Origin of the sequence: Vibrio sp. Vb2960 (assembly GCF_033337665.1) — a bacterium.
Lineage (GTDB): Bacteria > Pseudomonadota > Gammaproteobacteria > Enterobacterales > Vibrionaceae > Vibrio > Vibrio alginolyticus.
The window spans coordinates 39,095-61,550 of the sequence record NZ_JAWORD010000011.1; the positions used below are offsets into that span (position 1 = coordinate 39,095).

Consider the following 22,456-nt stretch of genomic DNA (forward strand, 5'->3'; position numbering starts at 1 on the left):
TAAAACTGCAAGCCTGTTCATTGCGGGTTAGAAGAGTTTGTCACGAAGCTGGATGACGTATGAATAGTAAGAACAATTCACAGTTGCGCCATATTGATTAAATTATGGTGAGGCCAGCAAAATCGTTAATGTATCGATATCATCTTGGTCTGGGGATTGCTGACGCTTTAAGTTACTTCTTATCCGTTCGGCGACTGAAGAAACGTCGCCACTGAGTTCAAGGGGAGCCTCCGCAATGATCGCTGAAATAGCCTCAAGTGCTTCATTAAGATGTCCATTATCTAGAGCGACATAGAAGTTGAGTAACCACTTTTCAGCATTAAAGCTATCTGCTGCATTTCCATCAAAGTCCGATTGGTACTGATATAACTGTGTCGCATGAAGATACAGTGCATCATTTAATTCAGACTCCACTATTGGTTTCGCTATTATGTGATCTGCTCCTACATTAATCATACGCTCTTGTGTTTCTTTGAACACATCCGCTGTACAGCCAAAAATCAGTACCGACTTAGCAGGTGAACTCATTGCTCGAATGGCTGATATGGCCCCAACGCCATCTAGAACAGGCATATGATTATCCATCAGTATCAAATCAAATGGTTTGATCGCAACCTCATCGACTGCAAGCTGACCATTTTCGACACTTGTGCACTCAAAGCCCTTGGCTCGGAGGAAAGTTTCCATAATGATCGCATTTGTTCGGTTGTCTTCAACAATGAGTGCTTTCAACCCTTTACAGTTCAATTTATGTGTATTGATTGACTCTACTTTACCCGGCTTGCAAGGTGTAAGGGCAATTTCGACAGTAAAAGTCGTTCCAGCGTCCTCCTGACTCTCTACAACCACTTGCCCACCCATATGTTCCGCGATTTCTTTGACTATTGCTAAACCAAGCCCTGTACCACCAAACCGTCTAGTCGTTGATGACTCCGCTTGCTCAAAAGGACGAAAAATGCGTTTTTGTGCCTCTTTTGAAATACCAATTCCTGTATCTTTTACCTTTAGTATCAGCTTGGTGCCTGCCTTACTCGATTTCTCGGCTAGCTCTACCTCTACGATGCCACGATCGGTGAACTTAACAGCGTTATTGAGTAGATTGAACAATACTTGACGCAAACGGGCTTTGTCATTGTTGTACCAACGACCCGTTGGTAAATGCGAGACTACTCTAAAGCGAAGACCTTTTTCTGCACATAGCGTTTGATAAACACTCTTGATACTGCCGATAATCGACTCAATTGGGAAAGGCTTATTTTCAAACTCAACATGCCCTTGTTCAATTTTTGAGTAATCTAAAATCTCATTGAGTAATGTCATCATGTGATCACCTGAATCATAAAGTGTTCTCAGGTGCTTACGCTGCTCATCGGTAAGTGGTGTTTTTAACAGTATCTGGGCAGTTCCTAGTACACCGTTCATTGGTGTGCGAATCTCGTGGGACAATGTGGCTAAGAATGCCGTCTTAGCGTTTGTCGAAGCCTGAGCTTTTATTCTCTCCTGCTCTAAATAGATCGTCTTTTCATTGAACTTCTCGATAAGCTGTCCGATTTCGTCATCGCTATCGTAGTCAATATCTATGATCCCACCAGTTTTCGAGTCATCAATCTTAGCGGCAATGCGAACAATTGGTTCAACAATATAGCGATTCAGTAAGTAGTAACCGACCAAGACACACAAGAGCAAAAATGGAATGATCCTCCCCTCAACGCTCATCACTTGTTCAAACACTTGATCAGCGACTTTAGCTTTTGCGTTGACAACTTCCATGCGCCAATCGAACTCTCCGAAATCAAGCTCGCTGACATAAATTTCGTCCGTCAGTTGAAAGTTGTGTTCAATAATCACGTTTGAGTCAGCATCGCGAACCACTACCCCCAAAGAATGCTGGTTCGTGTGCTCTCGAATAAACTGAAAAAGTGCATCAAGTGATAGGTCTACCGTTACAACTCCAGCGAATCGACCGTTTTGGTAGTACGGAGAAGACGCGGTAATCATCTGGACCTGAGTAAAGGTATCGATGTAAACCGTAGACCAACTAACAGAACCTACCGGAGCATCGGCGGCAGCGACATACCAGGGTTCATTATCATAACCGCCAGATTCGGGGTTATTGTAGGAGTGAATTTGGTCAATACCACTATCACTGTTTTTATTGAAGAATAGACTTTTATATCTCCATTGTTCTGCTTTGAGTTCGGGTTTAGGCCATACACCACCACTAACAAGCATCTTGTCACTCAATTGAAGAATATGTGGAATTATTGTGTTGAGAGATTGAATATTTTCAGTCCCTTGGGCTAGCCCTACTAAGCTGCTCAATACACCTGTAGAACTGAGGAGGGGCTCTTTTATCTCAAGAGCCAGGAGTTGGGTACGTAACTCTAGGTTTTGCTCTAGCTTTTGTCTAACTGGTGGCTCAACAACCAAATAGGCGACAGAACCGATAGTGGCGATAAAGAAGCACAGGTAAAGTGTTAGGGCGAGAATGCTTTTTTTTCTAAGTGATGAGCGAATTTCCATAGATGTGTGAATCATTCCCTAATATCGATTTATCACTAATTGATTGGTAAGATGAGCGCAATCAACCAGCCCATTAACAAATGGTATTCTATTTTGAAACTACAAGACATCCTTTCTCTCCCAGAACTTGACGGTAAACTACTAAACCTAGCAAAAACTCAAGGCTTTGTAACAGCGATGGCTGCAGCGCCAAACGTATTAATGCCTCAAGAGTGGTTGCCATTCTTATGGGGTGGAGAAGAAACAGCGCCATTTACTGACGGTGAACAACTAGAGCAGTACATTGACGAGATTGTACAAATGTGGAACCAAACTCGTCCCGCTCTCCTAGAAGGCACTTGGCAGTGGCCTGCAGGGTGCGCGCTAGATGAGCAAGACATTGTAACAAGTCAGGCTCGCGATTTCTGTGAAGGTGTATTACAAGGCTGGCAACTTGCGCGTGATGACTGGGAAACGTTGATGCCTGAGGATAGCGAAGATAATGCCCTACTCGGTGGTGTTTTACTTTCTCTTACTATGCTTTACGACTCAGAAACAACCATTGAAACATTGGCCGAACAAGGTATGGAAGGCTTAGAGCAGTTTGAAGAGATCTTCAATGCAATGCCAGTGATGTTATGTGGTCTTACCCAGCGCGGTGTTGCATTAGCTGAAGAACAATAGACGCAACGCTGTCGACCATCAAGATTGAACGGCTGAATAGACAAAAAGCTCTCCAAATGGAGAGCTTTTTTGATCATGTTAAAATTACATGTGGAATATACCGCGCCATATCTTGAGTCACTAAGCTACTGTCTTCCCTAATCGAAATACCGGCAGCTCTATCATTGACCAACCAACTGCCAATTAACGTATGGTTTTGCCCAAACTTAGGTAGTGGATGGTATTGTTGGACGATATTAAATTTAGATTCATAAGGCCCTGACGTTTTAACAAAACGTTTTCCATCGATGACGATCTCGATGTTCGCGCCCTCTCGAGAAAATAGTGGCTTGATGACATAATCTCTCATAGTGTTCGCTTTTGAATCGTTAGCAAAATAAGCGGGCAAAAGGTTCGGGTGGTTAGGAAAGCGCTCCCACAATAACGGTAAAAGTGCTTTATTGGATAGAATCGACTTCCACATCGGTTCTAACCAGTTTACGTTCGCAGTCGCTAAGTACTTCGCATATTCCTCTTCAAACATAAACTCCCAAGGGTAAAGCTTAAACATCCAACGAATCGCTCTGTCGTCAGCATCCACAAACAGACCATCTTCCGTCACTCCAATATCTTCGACATGCACGAATGCCGTTGCTAACCCTGCCTCTCGCGCGCAATCCTCTAAATACTGGACAGTCCCTTTATCTTCTTCAGTGTACTTGCAGCAGCTAAAGTGAAGTGTTTGTCCTGGTTGGTATTTTGCTATTTCGGCAAAGCGCTCGATCAAAAAGTCTTGAAGAATATTGAATTGATCCGCGCTCTGGTGAACTCGACCTTTATTTACAACATCTTCTAGCCACACCCACTGCCAAAAGCCAGTTTCAAACAAGCTGGTTGGCGTATCCGCATTGTTTTCCAGTAATTTTGCTGGCGAGGTCCCGTTGTACGCGAAATCCAGCCGCGAATAAAGCGAAGGTTCGCTTCGTCTCCATGAAGAAGCGACCTGCTCCCACATAGATTCAGGGATCGCACATTGCGTCAGCAACCGCTCACTCCGAACGACTTCATCCACAATAGCCAGGCACATCTGATGCAGCTCTTCAGTGGGCGCTTCTATATCGCGCTCAATTTGCTCCAGCGTGAATTGATAGTAAGCACTCTCATCCCAATACGGTTGGTCATACATGGTATGGAAACCAAAACCAAACTGGCGTGCTAATTCACGCCAGTTTTCGCGCTCTTGTATTTCTCGTCGAAACATAGTGCTTTTTAACCGCCTCGACTGACCGACACCGCTTTACCAAACCCGCCTCGAGACATCGCCCTGCCAATGGTGCCGCCACCACGTTTATTAAGGCTATTAGTCGCAACTTTGGTCGGCTGGTTTCGGTAGGAGCCAAAGAATTGTCCTGCTCCATTATAGAATTTGGATTTATAACGGTACATCGGCTCTGAGTAATAGCTCTTGTTATAACCTTTCAACCCGCTTAATGAGCGACTGTAAAAAAAACCGCCAAAGTTAGGTACATAAGCTCGGGAACTGGAACTGTAGTAACAAGCATCCTCGTAGAAATCATTCTCGCATTCGAACTCGCTGCGGTAGCGAGGGGCATTTTGTTCGGCACGAGCTAAAGCTTCTTGGTATGCAGTGTCACACTGTTCACTAAACTCAGGCGAGTTAGATTTACACTCATCAGCATCAGAAAAAATGTACCCTTCTGTTTTTGACTCGTACGTAGCAAAGAAGAAAATACCACCAAAGGCAGCAAAGGGAAGAATTTTCCCAAGCTTTAAGCTTTTGTCCATGGAAGAACGTTTAACGTTAGAACTCCGCTTCATCGTTCCTCCTAGTAAGTCATGCAAGCGGCATTCAATACGCCGACCGAAACAGAAACTGCGGCTAATACAATACCGGCTGGCAGTTCATCTTTTTCGATACGCTCTGCCACTTTCGGAAGTAAAATAAAGCGTACAATTGCAAATGCGATAATTTGAGCAAGCATTGCAACAACGCCCCACACCATAAAATCGACGATATTGACCGAGTTTTTTGCCGCCCCCGAAATCGCGAGACAGTAACCAAGGAAAGCCCCACTTAGCGCAATCGCTGCTGCTGTATTTTGTTTTTCTTTAATCAGATGCCACTCATCGTATGGCGTCAACTTGACGTAGATGAACTTAAACGCCAATACAAAAATAATAGAAACAGAGAAATAGAGTAAAAAGTTTGGGAAGCCTGTTAACAGGCCGGCAATCATGTGCATTATTGTTCCTTGTTCATTTCTTTCCAGGCAAAATCTTCAATACGTTCATCTGCAATGTAAAACAGCTTGGTACTCGCGGGTACTTCAGCATCTAAATCTGGGTTGAGTTGAATACCATCGCCAATATCAAAAGCAATCAGCGTGGCATGATGGCGTCTTTTGAGAAAAACGAAGAGATTCTCAATAGTGGTGGCAGACTGACCCTCGGGATAAATAACTGAGTATTGCGTCATACCTCGTGTTGAAGCCAAAAGCTCCTGATGAAGCGCACTTGAGCCCGGGTCAACCGCCGCTTTTGCCAACATTTCTGCGCCAACAGCCGGTATGCATTCCGCTTTCGGGCAATGCTGACTTAGAAGTCGGCCTAGCGCTTCATCTTTAAAGTAAGCGACCAAATGAGCGGAAGGGTTTACAGATGCGCAGTACAGAGCGGCTGACAAGGTAATGTCGTCCGAGAGATTATCCACAATAATGCAAGCGGCTTCGGCAATATTGGCGTTTTTCATCTCTTGCGAATCGGTATAACTGGTCACTTTGATAAAACTGATTTCGCCAGGTAACGGGTTCTCTATTTCTGAACGGCTGCATAAAACAATCGGGCGCTTTCCCTCTTCTTCATGTTGTAACATGCGAATAAGGTGCATCGTTCTCGATCCATTCCAGCCCAACAATACAATATGGTTTTCCACTCTTACTCTCCGTTTTCCTAAAATACCCGCTCGCCAATAGTCCATCGCTGCTCCAGCGACACGCCCCAATAATGCGGCGAATAAGCTCAAACCGCCGGGGATTACGAATAGTACGACAACCCATTTACCCAAATCTGTTACTGGAGAATGGTCGCCATAACCCACCGTACTCGCCGTAACCATGAGGTAATAGATAAAGTTAGCGAAACTGTCTGTTAATGCGGTTTCACCAGCGAGAACCAGCAGCCACCATGAAAGGCTCACATATAAGCCACTAAAGATGAGAAGGCTTCGGTTGCTCAATTTAAAAAGGTGGGAACTAAGCCACTTTTTAACTACTAACCACACCGCCATAAATTTATGACCTCGATATTCATTGACTGCATCAATAGTAACTCATTGATAGTAAGACACAAAAAAACCAGCCATATTCGGCTGGTTTTTGAGATTTACTTTCAGTTACGCCTACTTTTTAAGCATTACCTTTCACTTGCATATTTAGCTGCTCAGCAAACTCTAGCATGCGGTTAAGCGGTATAAGGGATTTAACACGCAGTTCTTCGTTAACAAAAATCTCGTGCTCTTCACCACCTTCACTAAGCGCTTTCTCAATTGCTTTCAAACCGTTCATTGCCATCCAAGGACAGTGTGCACAGCTGCGACATGTTGCGCCTGCACCTGCGGTTGGCGCTTCGATAAGTTCTTTCTCTGGCACAAGTTGCTGCATTTTAAAGAAAATGCCTTTGTCTGTCGCAACGATCATTTGTTTGTGAGGAAGCGCTTTCGCTGCTTTGATCAGCTGACTCGTTGATCCAACGGCATCGGCAAGTTCTACGACGCTTGCTGGTGACTCAGGGTGAACCAAAATAGCCGCATCTGGATACACGCTCTTCATTTTTCGTAGCGCATCAGCAGAGAACTCATCATGAACCACACACTCACCCTGCCAAAGCAGCATATCTGCGCCAGTTTTGTTAGCGATGTACGATCCTAGGTGACGGTCTGGTCCCCAAATAATTGGCTTATCTTCAGCGTCTAAGTGTTCCACGATTTCAAGCGCAATACTCGATGTAACGACCCAGTCGGCACGGGCTTTAACCGCTGCTGAGGTGTTTGCGTAAACTACAACCGTATGATCAGGGTGAGCATCACAAAACTCGCTGAACTTATCCGCAGGACAGCCAAGGTCGAGCGAACATTCCGCTTCCAACGTTGGCATTAGAATGCGCTTTTCTGGTGTCAGAATTTTGGCCGACTCGCCCATAAAGCGAACACCACCAATAATCAATGTACTTGCAGGGTGACGATTACCAAACTTCGCCATTTCCAACGAGTCACCAACAAACCCGCCAGTGTCTTCAGCTAGGGCTTGAATCTCAGGGTCGGTATAGTAGTGCGCGATAAGTACCGCATCTTTTTCTTTGAGTAACTTTTTAATACGCTCAATGTAAGATGCTTTTTCTTCTTCGCTTAATGGAACTGGTTTCGGTGGGAATGGGTAAACAGTGTCGATTTTATCTAATATATGGCTCATTGCTCTTGCTCTACGCAACTTCCTTTAATCCGAGTATTGTAACCTCGTTAATTTTCAAAAACCAACTTGTCGCGGGGATTTCTAGCGGTCTAGCCGTATATCTTTGTTACAGGTAGCATTTCCGAGTAGCGAAATTCGGTGCAACATAAGGTCAGAGGATCTGCATCATTGCTATCGACTTAGCCGTTCTGCACCAACAGAAAATGGAAAAGAAAAAGGAAGCCGAAGCTTCCTTTTTAAAACATAACGTCTTACAGCTTAGAGCTGGCAAGTTTTGCAGATGCACTACCTGGGTATTCATCAACCACTTGTTGGTAGTACTTTTTCGCTTGAGCTGCATTGCTATTACGCTCAGCGATTTCGCCTAACTTAAGCAACGCATCGGCTCGCTTATTGGAGTCTTTATAAGACACCACAGCGGCAAAACTTTTCACTGCATCCTCATCCTGCTTTTTAGCGAAGTACAACTGACCTAACCAGTAGTGAGAATTAGCTGAATATGTAGAATCAGGATAATCTTTCTGAAACTGCTGGAACGCTGCAATTGCGCCAGTGTAGTCACGTTTCTTGAGGATGAGGTCGACTGCATTTTGGTATGCCGTTTGCTCATCAACATTTGGTGTGTACTGACCACCTGTTTTAGCCGGTTTCGCTTCTTGCGCAGGCGCGGATTTTATCTCTCCACGAACACGATCCAGCTCGACAAACAACTCCCGTTGACGTTGCAACATTTGCTTCATTTCGTAGCTATTTCGCTCTAATTGACCACGTAATTCACTGATCTCTTGTGACATTTGGTCAATTTGCTGTTGCATTTGGAGCTGAACGCGATTGCGGTTTTGTAGCAAGCGCTCTAGACGCTCTACTTCCGTTTCAGATGAACGGCTCTTAGAGACGGATGATGTGCTGTTGAGATCGGATACTGGAGCTGGTGCAGCGAACGCAAAGTTCGCTGCACTTGCCAGTAACGTAAGCGCAACAGCGCGCTTAGTGTTACTGAACATGAGGATTACCTCGAATTAGTATACTAGAACCGCGCGACGGTTCTTAGCGTAAACTTCATCTGATTGACCTAGAAGAAGTGGCTTCTCTTCACCGTAGCTAACGATTGAGATTTGGTCAGCTTGAACACCTAGTGCTTGTAGGTAGTTCGCTACTGCTTGTGCACGACGCTCACCTAGAGCGATGTTGTACTCAGGAGTACCACGCTCATCAGCGTGACCTTCGATAGTTACGTTAAGTGCTGGGTTCTTGCTTAGGTAAGAAGCGTGAGCCGCTAGCATCTCTTCGTAATCTGCTGCAATTGTTGAGTTGTCAAAAGCAAAGTAGATTGTTTGAGTTTCACGTAGCGCTTGCTCTTTTAGCTCTTGCTCTGTCAACTGACCGCTTTGATCAATTGGCGTAGCTACTGTTGTTTCCACTGCGCCATTGTTGTTTGTTGCTGCACCAGTGTTAGAAGCAGCGTCGTCGCTTGAACTACACGCTGTAACAGCCATTACAGGAAGCGCGATTAGTAGCCCTTTTAGAACCTTGTTCAGTTGCATCTTATTTTCCTTTATTAATCAAACTTATTACTACAAAAACGGTGACCATGCAGGCGCTCGAACACGCCCATTTGTTGCCGGTAATCTAGCTTTGAATCGACCATCAATTGACACCATCGATAGTACGTTTTTCTTGTTGTAAATCGAGCTATACACAACCATGCCACCGTTTGGGGCAATACTAGGAGACTCATCAAGCAAGGTCTTAGTTAAGACTTGAAGAGCACCAGTTTCCAAATCTTGTTTCGCCAAATTAAATCCTGCGTTGCTGCGGTTCACCATAACTAGGAATCGCCCATCAGGAGTAATCTGACCACCCAAATTTTGGCTGCCTTGCCAAGTCAAACGGTCAATAGAACCGCTGCCCAAATTTACTTGATAAATCTGTGGTTTACCACCCCTATCCGATGTGAAAATCAACGATTTTCCATCCGGATGCCAGAACGGTTCCGTATTATTTGATCTGCCACGCGTAATTTGCGTCAGCTTACGAGTGTTAAGGTCAAACGTATAAACATGAAGCGAGCCTGTTTTAGAAAGAACAATCGCTAAATTATTGCCATCTGGCGAAAATCTTGGCGCACCATTGTGACGTGGGTATGAAGTAATTTTCTCACGTTCACCGGTGTAGATGTTCATGATGAAGATTTCTGCTTGGCCATTTTGGAAGCTAACATATGCAAGCTTTTTACCATCGGGTGACCACGCTGGTGACATTAATGGTTGCTTAGAGCGTAAAACCAGACGCTCATTGTAGCCATCGTAATCAGCGACTCGAAGTTGGTAAGGGAAACGGTCTTTATCGTTCACTACCACATATGCGATACGAGTCATGAAAGCGCCACGGTCGCCAGTTAACTGCTCATACACCAAATCAGAGATACGGTGAGCGTACTCACGCATACGAGGCCCTTGAACAGTGGCTACTTTATTGAACAGCACATGATCTTTTGACAGGACTAATTCACCGTCACTACCAAGCGCCTTACTCTTCCCACCTGTTAACTGACCACGCACAATATCAACAAGTTGATAGTTGATAACGTAGTCACCTTGGTCGTTTTGCTTGATTGAACCAGTCAATAGCGCATCCACACCTAAATTGGTCCAAGCATCAAAATTAACTTCTGATTCACTGAACGGTGTTTGTGGCATTTTGCTCGTTGGAACTGGGCTGAATTTACCACTACGTTGTAAATCCGAGGCGATAACAGCAGAAACATCCGTTGGAAGCGCTTGTGTGCCCTCCCACTTAAACGGAACAACAGCAATTGGTCGTGCTGAATCAATACCATCGGTAATGACCAACTCTAATGCGGCATTCGCCACATTTGTCATACTGCTAAACAGTACAAACATTCCTAGTAAAAGGCGTCTAATCACGTCTTATTCCTTTTAGTCCAAAGCAACAGTTATGTTGATGTCTTTTAGTCTTTCATTGACCGCTGATTCTGAAGATTTAGGGAACGTCCCTACCTGAGCTATTGCTCGCTTCGCCGCAGCACATACTCGAGTATCGCCACTCAAAACGGTAACACCAGAGACCATCATATCAGTTCCTGTCGGAATCAATTTGATGTTTACCCTACACTCCTTTCCCAGCAAGTAGTCATCCTTAATCAGCTTTTGCTGAATATTTTGAGTATAGATGGATGACATACGAGAAAGTTCGTCGTCAATAAATTGATTGCGCGCAGCACTGTTTTTACTGACCTCATCCTCGAGACCCGCAAAAATATCATCTAACGCGGCTTCTTGAGCTTTACGCTCACGCTCGGCACGCTCAGCTGCTTCTCTCGCTTTACGCTCTCGCTCCGCTGCCTCTTTTGCCGCTTTCTCTTTTGCAATGCGCTCTTGTTCAGCTTTTTCAGCAGCTTCACGCTCACTACGTGCTTTTTCTTCCGCTTCTTTTGCTGCTTTTTCACGAGCCAAACGTTCTTGCTCAGCTTTTGCTATAGCCGCTTCTTTTGCTAAACGCTCCTGCTCAGCTTTACGCACGGCTTCTTCTTTTTCCTTGCGCTCTTTTTCTAGCTTAGCAGCTCGCTCTTTTTCTTTGCGAACACGTTCTTCTTCCTGCTTGCGCTCTTGCTCTTTTTTCTTACGTGCAGCTTCTGCTTCTCGCGCCGCTTGAGCATCTTTCGCTTGCTGCTCTTTCAACTTGCGAATTTGCTCTTCTTCAGCTTTGCGGTTTTTTTCTAGCTGCTCTGCTTCGCGTCTCAGTTTATCAAGACGCTCTTGTTCTTTTTTCGCTGCCTTTTCGCGTTGCTGGCGAATTTCTTTCGCTTGTTGCTGCACAAGTTTTGGATCGATGACAACAGCTTGAACCATTTGCCCTGTAGGCTCTGGTTTAGACATGTTGAAGTCCGTCCCCCAAAGCAGGGCTGCAACTAGAATTGCATGCAAACCAACCGATATTGCTATCGGTTTGGCGTATTGGTTGGGTTTCTTCTTGTGATCTTTCATAGATAATTGATGTCTATTCCCTGATATCGGTCATTAGACCTACCTTAGGGATACCAGCTCGACTTAGTTCATCAAGCAATAGAACAACATCGGCATATGGTGTTGCCGCGTCGCCACCTACCGCAACTGGTGAGTCCGGCTTAACCTCTCGCTCCGCTTTCACTCGCACAATAACATCTTGCAACGACAAACCTCGCTGAACTTCTTCATCATTTACGCTTAGGCCTAAATTACCCTCGCTATCAATTTCGATGATAATAAAGCTACTGTCAGTCTCGCCAGCAAGGTCTTGCATAGATTCTGCGGTCGATGTTTTCGGAAGATCAACGTCGACGCCTTGAGTCACAAATGGAGCGGTCGCCATAAAAATGATCAACAGTACGAGCATTACGTCGATATACGGAACAACGTTGATCTCCGCTGTCATTTTTCGCTTTTTAGGTTGATAACCCGCCATGCTTTATTCCTTATCCGCGCTGTCTCGGCCAGCCATCGCTTGACGATGAAGGATGCTGTGGAATTCTTCAGAAAATGTTGCGTAAGTGTGCTCTAGTTTACTCACTTTATTGCTTAGGCGGTTGTACGCCATTACTGCCGGAATAGCCGCAAATAGCCCCATCGCTGTCGCGATAAGTGCCTCGGCGATACCCGGTGCAACCATAGACAACGTAGCTTGCTTTACTTCACCCAGCGCAATAAAGGCGTGCATGATGCCCCAAACGGTACCAAATAGGCCGATATAAGGGCTTATAGAACCGACTGTTGCCAAAAACGGTAAGCTTGTTTCTAGCTCATCTACTTCACGAGAAACAGCAACGCGCATTGCGCGGCCAGTGCCTTCCATGATGTAAGCTGGTGAATTTGCGTTGCTCTTACGTAGGCGAGCAAACTCTGTAAAACCTGCGTAGAAGATTTCTTCTGTGCCTTCAATTTCGTCTTTACGCGCTTTTACTTTTTGGTAAAGCTGAGAAAGATCAGTACCCGACCAAAATTTGTCTTCAAACTGCTCTGCATTTTTTGATGCTTGAGAAAGCACTTTGCTGCGCTTGATGATCATTGCCCATGACACAATTGACATGCCAAGCAACGTCAGCATCACAAGCTTTACCAACAGACTGGCCTGAAGAAAGAGATCTAAAATGGAAATATCAGCAGTCACTATTTGTTAGCTCCGAATTTATAAAGGTTGGAATAGCTATTGGTTTCATTTTCTTATTATCGATACATGCTACCTTAACCGAGGCCTTGCACAATATCTTGCCTTGATCATTGACCAACTCTTGACAGAATTGCAGAGAAGCACGTTTTATTTCTGACACTCGGGTTACGACTGTCAGATGCTCGTCCAGCCTAGCCCCTTGGTTGAAATCGATATCCATGTGTCGGACAACAAAGCCGATATTTTGTTCCAGTAACACATGTTGAGAAATGCCTTTAGCACGTAACATCTCTGTCCGTGCGCGCTCAAAGAATTTTAGATAATTAGAATGATATACAACACCGCCCGCATCAGTGTCTTCATAGTACACGGTGATCGGCCAGTGAAAGAGATTTGATGTGCCTTGCAAGGGAGTACCAATATATTCAATTCTTTAAAGTAATTACTATAACTGAAGCGACAGCAATTGGTACCGAGCTAAGGAAATATTTTTGAAATTTGTAGAAAAAATAAAAGCTAGGCGAGATACCTAGCTTTTATTCGATGATTTAGTAACCGACTTTATTACAGCATATTTCAGCCTAAATGAAATAAAGTGCCGTTAGATAAATTAAGATAGCTAACGAGAAATAAGGACTAAACAAAACTTGCCAGTACCAGTTTCTTGGCTTGAAGCCCACCCCATACACCATGCTTGAACATACAGACCAAATCAGTGCTGGTGCGATGATTGAGTTAAAACCACCAATTGCTTGATGGTAAGCTTCAGGGTCCCACATCACCAATCCTACGTGCATAAAGCCAAGGATGAGAGATAAGACTCGTAGCAGAGTCTTATCCATTGGTGCGTGAAGTTTCGCTACCTTATCAGCGAGGTTACTCACTGTCTTTATCCATCATTTCTGAGTGCTCTAGCCAAAGAGCGTTGATGATACCGAATGCACAAGCAAGTAGTACACCTAGAATCCATGCGAAATACCACATAGTAAATGCTCCTTAGTAAAGTGAGTTTTTGTTGTCTTCAATGTACTGGTCATCAAGGCGACCAAACATCTTGTAGTAAGTCCAAGATGTGTAGCCAAGGATGATTGGCACCATAACAAACGCAACGCCTGTCATTAGGTTCAGAGTCAGCTCAGATGACGTTGCATCCCACATTGTTAAGCTGTGGCTTGGCATTAAGTCTGAAGGCATGATGAATGGGAACATCGCAAAACCTGCAGTAAAGATAACACCAGCAACACCCAAGCTTGAAGTAATGAACGAAATCGCACATTTTTCAAGACGAGATGCCAATACAGCGAGAAGCGGCATTGCAACACCTAGTACAGGAGCAGCCCATAGTAATGGGTAGTTTTCAAAATTCTTCATCCACGCACCAGCTTCACGGATAACCTCTTTGTTTAGAGGGTTAGAAGCTGCGTTAGTGTCGATACCGCCAACAATGACGTAGCCATCGATATTTTGGATCCAGAAACCAGCCGCTACAAACGCAGCAACCGTCAGTAAACCAGCCAACTGAGCAACGTTGCGCGCACGCACATGCACTTCGCCTGTTGTTTTCATTTGTAGCCAAGTAGAACCTTGCATCAAAATCATGAACAAGCTTACTAGACCACACAACAGTGCAAATGGGTTTAGTAGACCAAAGAATGAGCCATGGTATGTTGGCATCAAGAACTCACTCAATTGGAATGGTACACCTTGTAGAAGGTTGCCAAACGCTACACCAAAGATGATTGGCGGAACAAAACCACTGATTGAGATACAGATATCCCAGCTATTGCGCCATTTTGGATCTTCGATTTTAGAGCGGTAGTCTAGGCCAAGAGGACGAAGCCATAGCGCTGCTAGTGTCAAAATCATCGCTAAGTAGAAGCCTGAAAATGACGTTGCGTAAACCAAAGGCCAAGCTGCGAACAGTGCACCACCAGCAGTGATAAGCCAAACTTGGTTACCATCCCAGTGAGGAGCAATTGAGTTAATCATGACACGGCGTTGCGTGTCGTTTTTACCGATGATAGGTACAAGCGCGCCTACACCCATATCGAAGCCGTCTGTTACTGCAAAACCAACTAGTAGAACACCGATTAGTACCCACCAGATGAGTCGCAAGATTTCGTAATCAAACATCTTGTTATCTCCTTACCTTACGCTTCTACTTGGCGACTAACTTTGTCTTCAACAGAGTCAGCATTTTGCTCGAAGTGGTAGCGACCCGTTTTCAGGCTACTTGGGCCTTTACGAGCGAATTTCAACATTAGGTAGACTTCTGCAATCAGGAATACCGTGTATAGCGCCAGAATTGCGAAGAGTGAAGTCCAGATTTCACCTGCAGTTAGCGCAGAAGCTGCAACATGCACTGGTAGAATTTCACCTACAGCCCAAGGCTGACGGCCGTACTCAGCGACGAACCAACCCGCTTCAATTGCAATCCAAGGTAGTGGAATGCTAAATAGTGCAGCTTTTAGAATCCATTGTTTCTGTTCAATCTTCTGACGACACGTTTGGATAAACGCCGCACCAAAGACAAACAACATGATGAAGCCACAAGCAACCATGATACGGAATGACCAGAATAGCGGCCATACTGTTGGGATTGAGTCGTCCGCAGCAGCTTGGATTTGCTCTTCTGTTGCATCAACAACATTGTCTGTGTAGCGCTTTAGAAGTAGACCGTAACCTAGGTCACCTTTCACTTCATCAAACGCAGTCATGTTTTCTTCTGACTTGTCGCCCGCACGAAGCTTCTCTAGAAGTTCATAAGCGTACATGCCGTCACGAATACGATCGACGTGTTCATCACGTAAATCATGAAGACCTGTTACTTGCTCATCAAAAGAGCGTGTCGCGATAATACCCATTACGTAAGGGATCTTAATTGCGTAATCGGTATGCATCGTTTCCTGGTTAGGAACACCAAATAACGTAAATGCGGCAGGTGCAGGTTCAGTGTGCCACTCTGCTTCAATTGCAGCGAGTTTCACTTTTTGAACTTCACCAAGCTCGTAGCCAGATTCGTCACCAAGAACGATGGTAGATAAGATAGCTGCAATACCGAAAGAAGCAGCAATAGCAAACGAACGACGAGCAAACGCAATGTCACGACCTTTTAATAGGTAGTATGAACTGATGCCTAGAATAAACATTGCGCCACAAGTGTAACCAGAAGCAACCGTATGCACGAACTTAACCTGAGCAACTGGGTTTAGTACAACCTCAGAGAAGCTCACCATTTCCATTCGCATGGTTTCGAAGTTGAAATCTGCGCCTACTGGGTTTTGCATCCAGCCGTTTGCGATAAGAATCCAAAGAGCAGAGAAGTTAGAGCCTAGTGCAACAAGCCAGGTAACCGCTAAGTGTTGGCGTTTAGATAGACGATCCCACCCGAAGAAGAATAGACCAACAAAAGTTGACTCCAGGAAGAATGCGACAAGTGCTTCGATCGCTAGCGGTGCACCGAAGATATCACCTACATAGTGGGAGTAGTAAGACCAGTTCGTACCAAACTGGAACTCCATGGTAAGGCCTGTCGCCACACCAAGTGCAAAGTTAATACCGAATAGCTTACCCCAGAACTTGGTCATGTCCTTATAGATTTGCTTGTTCGTCATTACGTACATCGATTCCATAATGGCCAGAAGGAAGGCCATACCAAGGGTCAATGGTACGAATAGGAAGTGATACATCGCTGTCAGTGCAAACTGCAACCGCGATAGATCAACTACGTCAATCATGGTAACTCCTATGTGTCGGCTGAATGACACTCTCTACATATTGCAATCCATATTCAGGTGTTATTTACACTTGAAAAATGTTGAATTATCACAACTCATTGTTGCAAAAATGTGCTTCATTGGTTAGTTAATTGTTAAGCATCAGCTAATATAGCTGGGGCTAATATTACTTGTAAAAACAGATTGTTTCAAAAGGTTTATAGCCGTAACGCGCTTTGATATACATCAATGTTTATGCGCGGAATTTGCACAAAAATCCATCACATTGATCTAGATCAACCAGTATTGGATACGGATGTTAAGAGAGAGTAATCAGGAGAGAAATTAACCAGTTGCAAGCAAACATCGAGTTAACAATCAATGCTTTTTACTTACTAAACCAGTATGAGAAAAAATTCAAAAAATGTGAGTTTGGTCAACTTTAATGAAGCGCTGGGCAACAAAGGCCCAGCGAGGGAATCTTATTTTTCAATTCCGAAATGCAAATACGCACGATCTGTCGCGATTCTTCCACGCGGAGTGCGTTGTAAATAACCTTGCTGAATAAGATAAGGCTCAAGAACGTCTTCAATAGTGTCCTTTTCTTCACCTATCGCCGCTGCCATGTTGTCGAGCCCGACCGGACCACCACCAAATTTTTCCATAATCGCGAGTAGTAGCTTACGGTCCATGTAATCGAAGCCTTCGGCGTCCACATCAAGCATATTCAACGCCTTATCAGCAACATCGGCACAAATGTGACCATTGCCTTTTACTTCCGCATAATCACGAACACGGCGTAGCAAACGGTTAGCAATACGTGGTGTGCCACGCGCACGTCTTGCCACTTCCAATGCACCTTCAGGTTCCATTGATAAACCTAAACAATCCGCGCTTCGCTGCACGATATCTTGGAGGTCTTTTATCTTATAAAACTCAAGGCGCTGAGTAATACCAAAGCGGTCGCGCAATGGTGACGTCAAAGAGCCCGCTCGGGTCGTCGCACCAATTAACGTAAACGGTGGTAAATCGATCTTAATAGAACGAGCGGCCGGACCTTCACCGATCATAATATCCAGTTGATAATCTTCCATCGCCGGATACAGCACCTCTTCAACCATCGGGCTCAAGCGGTGAATCTCATCGATGAACAACACATCGTTTTCTTCGAGGTTGGTTAACAGCGCGGCCAAATCGCCTGCTTTCTCAAGTACAGGGCCTGAAGTAGTGCGAATGTTCACTTCCATTTCATTGGCAACGATGTTCGCAAGTGTGGTTTTACCCAAACCTGGGGGACCAAAAATCAAAAGGTGATCAAGTGCTTCGCTACGTAACTGAGCAGCTTTAATGAAGATCTCCATTTGGTCACGGACATGGTCCTGACCTTGGTAATCCGCTAATTTTTTTGGCCGAATAGCACGATCAATGACATCTTCATCACGAAAGGCAGGGTTTTCTGGCGCGATTAAACGATCGGCTTCAATCATCTTTTTACCTTGAAAAATGGTTACCTGAGAGAATAATGCCGCTCGTTTAACAGCAAGTGGCATATTTCTATATCTCGTCATCCTGTACAGCGACGAAGGAGCGTGATACAGGATCTTCTATCCGAGCGATTTATGGTCAAATTGTTTCATTAACCGCTCAGCGTGCTGCTATTAGATTCCCAGTCTCGCCAGGCTCGCTGGAATGACACAAAAAAACATCGTTAAGCGATTGGCATTAACCTTAGAGAATGAGTTATCTTGAACAAATGTTCACTGCGCAACCAGCGTTACACCATTGATTTTAGAGCTTCACGGATCATTTGCTCACTGCTCATGTCCGGTTTAGCGATCTGAGATACCACTTTCGACGCTTGAGTCGGCTTGTAACCTAGAGCTAGAAGCGCACTGATTGCTTCTTCTTCCGCGTTGTTGGATGTCGCACTAGAATCCGCAGGAGCAGCATCCGTAAATGGTGTAAATAGATCGCCAGCGCCCCACCCTTTCAAGCGGTCTTTCATTTCAACAACCAATCGCTCTGCGGTTTTCTTGCCAACGCCTGGAAGCTTAACCAGCGTAGAAACGTCTTCATGTTCCACACAAGTAACGAATTGCGTTGCTGTCATACCAGAGAGAATACCAAGACCGAGTTTAGGACCAACGCCATTGGCTTTGATCACTTCACGGAAAAGTGCTCGTTCTTTTACCGTGTTGAAACCGTATAGCAATTGCGCATCTTCACGGACAACAAAGTGAGTATAAATAATGGCTTCTTCGCCAACATTTGGCAGTTCGTAAAAACAGCTCATTGGCATCTGGACTTCATAGCCAATGCCATTAACTTCAATTAATACTTCAGGTGGTTGCTTTTCAATCAGTATGCCACGAAGACGTCCAATCACTATAAATACTCTTTGGAAATGAATTTGCGACAGGATAATAAAGAACTGGATAGACATCCAGTTAATTTTATCGATAGCGCCCTTTTCTGGCACTGGTTGCTTTGCCCGCTAAGGCAACGAGAGTCTTGTTAGTATTGGCATGACAAATCGCCACACCTAAAGCATCGGCCGCATCCGCTTGAGGCTTGGCGGGCAATTTAAGCATCTGCTGAACCATATGCTGAACTTGCGCTTTGTCCGCGCCACCAGTGCCTACGACAGCTTGCTTAATAAGACGAGCCGCATATTCAAATACCGGCAACTCCGCATTCACCGCAGCAACAATTGCACTGCCACGAGCTTGGCCAAGTTTTAGCGCTGAATCCGCGTTTTTGGCCATAAACACTTGCTCGATCGCGAAAACATCCGGTTGAAACTGGGTAATGATTTCCGTGACGCCTGCATAAATCTGTTTAAGCCGACCCGGAAGTTCTTTTTCTGAAGTACGAATGCAGCCACTACCAAGGTATTGCAAGTGGCGTCCATTTTGACGAATGACCCCATAGCCGGTAATGCGCGAACCTGGGTCAATGCCCAAAATAATTGACATGAATGTTCCTAAAAATGAGGCCTAATTCGGCCTCAGTCTTTTTATTATTACTTGCTAACTTCGGAGCAAATACCGCTCCCGACACCTTGAGTTTAATCTAGCGTAGCCGCAACGTCGTCAGAGATATCACCATTGTGATAAACCTCTTGAACGTCGTCCAGATCTTCCAAAGCGTCAATCAAACGAAGTAGTTTTGGCGCAGTATCCGCGTCCAAATCTGCTTTCGTAGATGGGATCAGCGACACCTCCGCGTTCTCTGCCTCAAAACCTGCGGCATCAAGGGCATCTTTTACGAATCCAAAGTCACCTGGGGCCGTGTAGACATCAATCGAGCCATCTTCTGCCGTTTCAATGTCATCAGCACCACTTTCTAATGCTACTTCCATTACCGCATCCTCATCTAAACCTGGGCCATATGAAATCACGCCTTTCTTGTCGAAAAGATAGTTGACGCTACCATCCGTCCCCAGATTACCGCCTGACTTTGAGAATGCATGGCGTACGCCAGATACCGTACGATTTCGGTTATCCGTCATACATTCGACCATGACCGCCGTACCACCTGGACCATAACCTTCATAGATCACGGTTTCCATGTTGTCGTCGCCTTCACCACCAGCACCTCGGCTGACCGCGCGGTTGACAGTGTCACGTGTCATGTTGTTAGACAGTGCTTTATCAATTGCTGCTCGCAAACGTGGGTTATTTTCTGGCTCACCGCCCCCCTCTTTTGCCGCAACAACGATTTCACGGATTAATTTAGTAAAGATTTTGCCGCGCTTCGCATCTTGCGCTGCTTTACGGTGACGAATATTCGCCCATTTACTATGACCAGCCATAATTCACCTTTTAATGTATTTTGACGCTTAATAACAAAACATGTTCTAAAAGCGTTGCTTGGGAAATTGCTTTGGAAGTTTCTTGGGTTTATTTAAACAAAAACTCCCGCAGTTGCGGGAGTTTTCTTCAAATGTTGTGCGCTTATTCTGCGTCTTTTTCTTTCGCTGCAGTTACTGCGATTGCTAGCTCTTCTAGCGCTGCTGGATTCGCAATACTTGGTGCGTCTGTTAGTAGACACGCCGCTGCTGTTGTTTTAGGGAACGCGATAACATCACGGATGTTCTCTGTGCCACATAGCAGCATTACTAGACGGTCTAGACCAAATGCAAGACCAGCATGTGGAGGCGTACCGAATTTCAGCGCATCAAGCAGGAAGCCGAACTTAAGCTGTTGCTCTTCAGGTGTGATGCCTAGAATATCAAATACGGCTTCTTGCATATCTGCGTTGTGGATACGAACAGAGCCGCCGCCCACTTCGTAGCCATTTAGAACCATATCGTAAGCGTTAGAATTTGCCGCAGCAGGGTTTGCTTTTAGCTCTTCTGCAGTCACACCTAGAGGCGATGTGAATGGGTGGTGCATCGCGTGTAGGTTGCCTTCGTCATCTTCTTCGAACATTGGGAAGTCAACAACCCATAGTGGAGCCCATGCAGACTCATCCGTTAACTCTAGGTCTTTACCTAGTTTCAGACGTAGCGCACCCATTGCTTCTGCAACGATACCCGCTTTATCAGCGCCAAATAGGATAATGTCACCAGATTCCGCTTGAGTACGATCTAGAATGCCGTTGATCACGTCTTCATTTAGGAATTTAGCGACTGGAGATTGGATACCTTCCATGCCCGCTGCACGGTCATTAACCTTCATCCAAGCTAGACCTTTCGCACCGTAGATGCCAACGAATTCACCGTAGCCATCAATTTGCTTACGAGTCAAAGATGCACCACCTGGAACGCGAATAACGGCAACACGGCCTTTTTCGTCGTTTGCTGGGCCAGAGAATACTTTGAACTCAACATCTTTCACTAGGTCAGCAACGTCTACTAGTTCCAGTGGGTTACGTAGGTCTGGCTTGTCCGAACCGAAACGACGAATCGCTTCGCTGAACGGCATTACTGGGAATTCACCTAGGTCAACGTTTAGTAGCTCTTGCCACATTTCACGAACCATTTTCTCAGTCGTTGCACGAACTTGGTCAGCCGTCATGAATGACGTTTCGATATCGATCTGAGTGAATTCTGGTTGACGGTCAGCACGCAAGTCTTCATCACGGAAACACTTAACGATTTGGTAGTAACGGTCAAAACCAGACATCATTAGAAGCTGTTTGAATAGCTGTGGAGACTGAGGAAGCGCGTAGAAGCTGCCTTTGTGAACACGGCTAGGTACTAGGTAGTCACGAGCGCCTTCTGGAGTCGCTTTTGTTAGGACTGGTGTTTCGATGTCTAGGAAACCGTTGTCATCTAGGAAGCGACGAACAAAGCTAGACGCTTTAGCACGTAGCTTGATGCGGTCGCTCATTTCAGGACGACGTAGATCTAGGTAACGGTACTTCAGGCGTTGCTCTTCAGAGTTCTTTTGGTTGAAATCTAGAGGCAGAACATCAGAACGGTTGATGATTTCAAGACCTTTCGCAAGGATCTCGACTTCACCTGTTGCCATGTCTTTGTTTGCTTGGCTCTCTGGGCGAACGCGCACTTCACCCGTTAGTTTGATACAGAATTCATTACGAAGTGTGTTCGCCACTTCATACGCATCCGCCATATCTGGATCAACAACTACCTGAACGATACCTTCGCGATCTCGCATATCAATAAAAATAAGACCGCCTAAATCACGACGACGGTTAACCCAGCCGCAAAGTTCTACAGTTTGTCCTGCAAGGGACTTGTTCAGGTGACCACAGTAATGGGTACGCATAATGAAATTCCCAATCTCTCAAATGTTGTTAACTACGCTCTGTCAGCCTCATTGCTAAGCAGAGTAAAGATTCTGTTATACGCTGAATGTCCACGAAAATCGACTACTCAACATACAATTACGTGTGTTTTATCATTCACTGGTGCTTTTTAGTACAACAAATGTTCAAAAGCGCACCAAAGCGAAA

At 45.1% G+C, this 22,456-nt stretch carries 23 protein-coding genes; 1 reads left to right on the forward strand and 22 read right to left on the reverse strand.

Annotated elements, in window-relative coordinates; all coding sequences use genetic code 11:
• Positions 1–102 precede the first annotated feature (102 nt).
• Positions 103–2,523, reverse strand: a complete 2,421-nt coding sequence (locus tag R7O03_RS11220; RefSeq protein WP_047100819.1) for a hybrid sensor histidine kinase/response regulator — start codon at positions 2,521–2,523, stop codon at positions 103–105.
• 51 nt (positions 2,524–2,574) lie between these two features.
• Between R7O03_RS11220 and R7O03_RS11225 the strand changes: the two genes are divergently transcribed.
• Positions 2,575–3,186: a YecA family protein gene (locus R7O03_RS11225; protein ID WP_213868332.1), complete on the forward strand. Its 612-nt coding sequence runs from the start codon at positions 2,575–2,577 to the stop codon at positions 3,184–3,186.
• A gap of 73 nt (positions 3,187–3,259) precedes the next feature.
• Here the strand turns inward: R7O03_RS11225 and R7O03_RS11230 are convergent, their stop codons facing one another.
• The 21 genes from R7O03_RS11230 to aspS all read right to left on the reverse strand — a co-directional run bounded on the left by R7O03_RS11230 (position 3,260) and on the right by aspS (position 22,269).
• The gene (locus R7O03_RS11230; protein WP_005378279.1) at positions 3,260–4,426 is read right to left on the reverse strand and encodes a glutathionylspermidine synthase family protein; all 1,167 of its coding nucleotides are present in this window, start codon (positions 4,424–4,426) and stop codon (positions 3,260–3,262) included.
• Between the two features lie 8 nt (positions 4,427–4,434).
• A complete protein-coding gene (locus tag R7O03_RS11235) occupies positions 4,435–5,004 on the reverse strand; it encodes a DUF1190 domain-containing protein (RefSeq protein ID WP_318131714.1) in 570 nt (189 codons plus the stop codon).
• A gap of 8 nt (positions 5,005–5,012) precedes the next feature.
• Positions 5,013–5,429 (reverse strand): DUF350 domain-containing protein, encoded by a 417-nt coding sequence (locus R7O03_RS11240; RefSeq protein ID WP_130546634.1) that lies wholly within the window; start codon positions 5,427–5,429, stop codon positions 5,013–5,015.
• A complete protein-coding gene (locus R7O03_RS11245) occupies positions 5,429–6,472 on the reverse strand; it encodes a potassium channel protein (protein WP_017635053.1) in 1,044 nt (347 codons plus the stop codon). Before R7O03_RS11245 ends, R7O03_RS11240 begins: the two co-directional genes overlap by 1 nt.
• Positions 6,473–6,590: 118 nt before the next feature.
• Entirely contained in the window at positions 6,591–7,652 is a 1,062-nt protein-coding gene (nadA, locus tag R7O03_RS11250) for a quinolinate synthase NadA (protein ID WP_213868331.1), read from the reverse strand.
• Positions 7,653–7,903: 251 nt separating this feature from the next.
• Positions 7,904–8,656 (reverse strand): tol-pal system protein YbgF, encoded by a 753-nt coding sequence (gene ybgF / locus R7O03_RS11255; protein ID WP_213868330.1) that lies wholly within the window; start codon positions 8,654–8,656, stop codon positions 7,904–7,906.
• A gap of 15 nt (positions 8,657–8,671) precedes the next feature.
• A complete protein-coding gene (pal, locus tag R7O03_RS11260) occupies positions 8,672–9,196 on the reverse strand; it encodes a peptidoglycan-associated lipoprotein Pal (protein ID WP_005378293.1) in 525 nt (174 codons plus the stop codon).
• A 30-nt stretch (positions 9,197–9,226) separates the two neighbouring features.
• Complete coding sequence (gene tolB, locus R7O03_RS11265; protein WP_213868329.1) at positions 9,227–10,579, reverse strand: Tol-Pal system beta propeller repeat protein TolB; 1,353 nt, start codon at positions 10,577–10,579, stop codon at positions 9,227–9,229.
• A gap of 12 nt (positions 10,580–10,591) precedes the next feature.
• Positions 10,592–11,659 (reverse strand): cell envelope integrity protein TolA, encoded by a 1,068-nt coding sequence (gene tolA / locus R7O03_RS11270; protein ID WP_213868328.1) that lies wholly within the window; start codon positions 11,657–11,659, stop codon positions 10,592–10,594.
• A gap of 13 nt (positions 11,660–11,672) precedes the next feature.
• Complete coding sequence (locus R7O03_RS11275; RefSeq protein WP_005378298.1) at positions 11,673–12,116, reverse strand: ExbD/TolR family protein; 444 nt, start codon at positions 12,114–12,116, stop codon at positions 11,673–11,675.
• 3 nt (positions 12,117–12,119) lie between these two features.
• Entirely contained in the window at positions 12,120–12,818 is a 699-nt protein-coding gene (gene tolQ, locus R7O03_RS11280; protein WP_005378301.1) for a protein TolQ, read from the reverse strand.
• A complete protein-coding gene (gene ybgC, locus R7O03_RS11285; RefSeq protein ID WP_017820044.1) occupies positions 12,808–13,227 on the reverse strand; it encodes a tol-pal system-associated acyl-CoA thioesterase in 420 nt (139 codons plus the stop codon). Before ybgC ends, tolQ begins: the two co-directional genes overlap by 11 nt.
• 172 nt (positions 13,228–13,399) lie before the next feature.
• Complete coding sequence (gene ybgE, locus R7O03_RS11290; RefSeq protein WP_005378304.1) at positions 13,400–13,702, reverse strand: cyd operon protein YbgE; 303 nt, start codon at positions 13,700–13,702, stop codon at positions 13,400–13,402.
• Entirely contained in the window at positions 13,695–13,802 is a 108-nt protein-coding gene (gene cydX / locus R7O03_RS11295) for a cytochrome bd-I oxidase subunit CydX (RefSeq protein WP_000270284.1), read from the reverse strand. The genes ybgE and cydX overlap by 8 nt, the downstream gene beginning before the upstream one ends.
• 12 nt (positions 13,803–13,814) lie before the next feature.
• Entirely contained in the window at positions 13,815–14,951 is a 1,137-nt protein-coding gene (gene cydB, locus R7O03_RS11300; RefSeq protein WP_005387923.1) for a cytochrome d ubiquinol oxidase subunit II, read from the reverse strand.
• A 17-nt stretch (positions 14,952–14,968) separates the two neighbouring features.
• Positions 14,969–16,555: a cytochrome ubiquinol oxidase subunit I gene (cydA, locus tag R7O03_RS11305; RefSeq protein WP_258483674.1), complete on the reverse strand. Its 1,587-nt coding sequence runs from the start codon at positions 16,553–16,555 to the stop codon at positions 14,969–14,971.
• Between the two features lie 461 nt (positions 16,556–17,016).
• Complete coding sequence (gene ruvB, locus R7O03_RS11310) at positions 17,017–18,021, reverse strand: Holliday junction branch migration DNA helicase RuvB (protein ID WP_005378312.1); 1,005 nt, start codon at positions 18,019–18,021, stop codon at positions 17,017–17,019.
• Positions 18,022–18,308: 287 nt separating this feature from the next.
• Complete coding sequence (ruvA, locus tag R7O03_RS11315; protein WP_017820041.1) at positions 18,309–18,920, reverse strand: Holliday junction branch migration protein RuvA; 612 nt, start codon at positions 18,918–18,920, stop codon at positions 18,309–18,311.
• 67 nt (positions 18,921–18,987) lie between these two features.
• On the reverse strand, positions 18,988–19,509 hold the full coding sequence (ruvC, locus tag R7O03_RS11320; RefSeq protein ID WP_005387909.1) for a crossover junction endodeoxyribonuclease RuvC: 522 nt from the start codon (positions 19,507–19,509) through the stop codon (positions 18,988–18,990).
• Between the two features lie 92 nt (positions 19,510–19,601).
• Positions 19,602–20,348 carry a YebC/PmpR family DNA-binding transcriptional regulator gene (locus tag R7O03_RS11325; protein ID WP_226082849.1) on the reverse strand — a complete coding sequence of 249 codons (747 nt, stop codon included), beginning with the start codon at positions 20,346–20,348 and terminating at the stop codon, positions 19,602–19,604.
• Positions 20,349–20,490: 142 nt separating this feature from the next.
• Positions 20,491–22,269: an aspartate--tRNA ligase gene (gene aspS / locus R7O03_RS11330; protein WP_005378401.1), complete on the reverse strand. Its 1,779-nt coding sequence runs from the start codon at positions 22,267–22,269 to the stop codon at positions 20,491–20,493.
• Positions 22,270–22,456 lie beyond the last annotated feature (187 nt).

Coding starts and splice junctions, on each gene's coding strand:
- cydX (WP_000270284.1), bottom strand. CDS start 13,802: ATGTGGTATTTCGCATGGATTCTAGGTGTACTACTTGCTTGTGCATTC.
- R7O03_RS11230 (WP_005378279.1), bottom strand. CDS start 4,426: ATGTTTCGACGAGAAATACAAGAGCGCGAAAACTGGCGTGAATTAGCA.
- R7O03_RS11245 (WP_017635053.1), bottom strand. CDS start 6,472: ATGGCGGTGTGGTTAGTAGTTAAAAAGTGGCTTAGTTCCCACCTTTTT.
- aspS (WP_005378401.1), bottom strand. CDS start 22,269: ATGCGTACCCATTACTGTGGTCACCTGAACAAGTCCCTTGCAGGACAA.
- R7O03_RS11240 (WP_130546634.1), bottom strand. CDS start 5,429: ATGCACATGATTGCCGGCCTGTTAACAGGCTTCCCAAACTTTTTACTC.
- pal (WP_005378293.1), bottom strand. CDS start 9,196: ATGCAACTGAACAAGGTTCTAAAAGGGCTACTAATCGCGCTTCCTGTA.
- R7O03_RS11220 (WP_047100819.1), bottom strand. CDS start 2,523: ATGGAAATTCGCTCATCACTTAGAAAAAAAAGCATTCTCGCCCTAACA.
- cydA (WP_258483674.1), bottom strand. CDS start 16,555: ATGATTGACGTAGTTGATCTATCGCGGTTGCAGTTTGCACTGACAGCG.
- R7O03_RS11325 (WP_226082849.1), bottom strand. CDS start 20,348: ATGGCTGGTCATAGTAAATGGGCGAATATTCGTCACCGTAAAGCAGCG.
- ruvB (WP_005378312.1), bottom strand. CDS start 18,021: ATGATTGAAGCCGATCGTTTAATCGCGCCAGAAAACCCTGCCTTTCGT.
- tolA (WP_213868328.1), bottom strand. CDS start 11,659: ATGAAAGATCACAAGAAGAAACCCAACCAATACGCCAAACCGATAGCA.
- ruvC (WP_005387909.1), bottom strand. CDS start 19,509: ATGTCAATTATTTTGGGCATTGACCCAGGTTCGCGCATTACCGGCTAT.
- cydB (WP_005387923.1), bottom strand. CDS start 14,951: ATGTTTGATTACGAAATCTTGCGACTCATCTGGTGGGTACTAATCGGT.
- R7O03_RS11235 (WP_318131714.1), bottom strand. CDS start 5,004: ATGAAGCGGAGTTCTAACGTTAAACGTTCTTCCATGGACAAAAGCTTA.
- ybgF (WP_213868330.1), bottom strand. CDS start 8,656: ATGTTCAGTAACACTAAGCGCGCTGTTGCGCTTACGTTACTGGCAAGT.
- nadA (WP_213868331.1), bottom strand. CDS start 7,652: ATGAGCCATATATTAGATAAAATCGACACTGTTTACCCATTCCCACCG.
- R7O03_RS11275 (WP_005378298.1), bottom strand. CDS start 12,116: ATGGCGGGTTATCAACCTAAAAAGCGAAAAATGACAGCGGAGATCAAC.
- R7O03_RS11225 (WP_213868332.1), top strand. CDS start 2,575: ATGAGCGCAATCAACCAGCCCATTAACAAATGGTATTCTATTTTGAAA.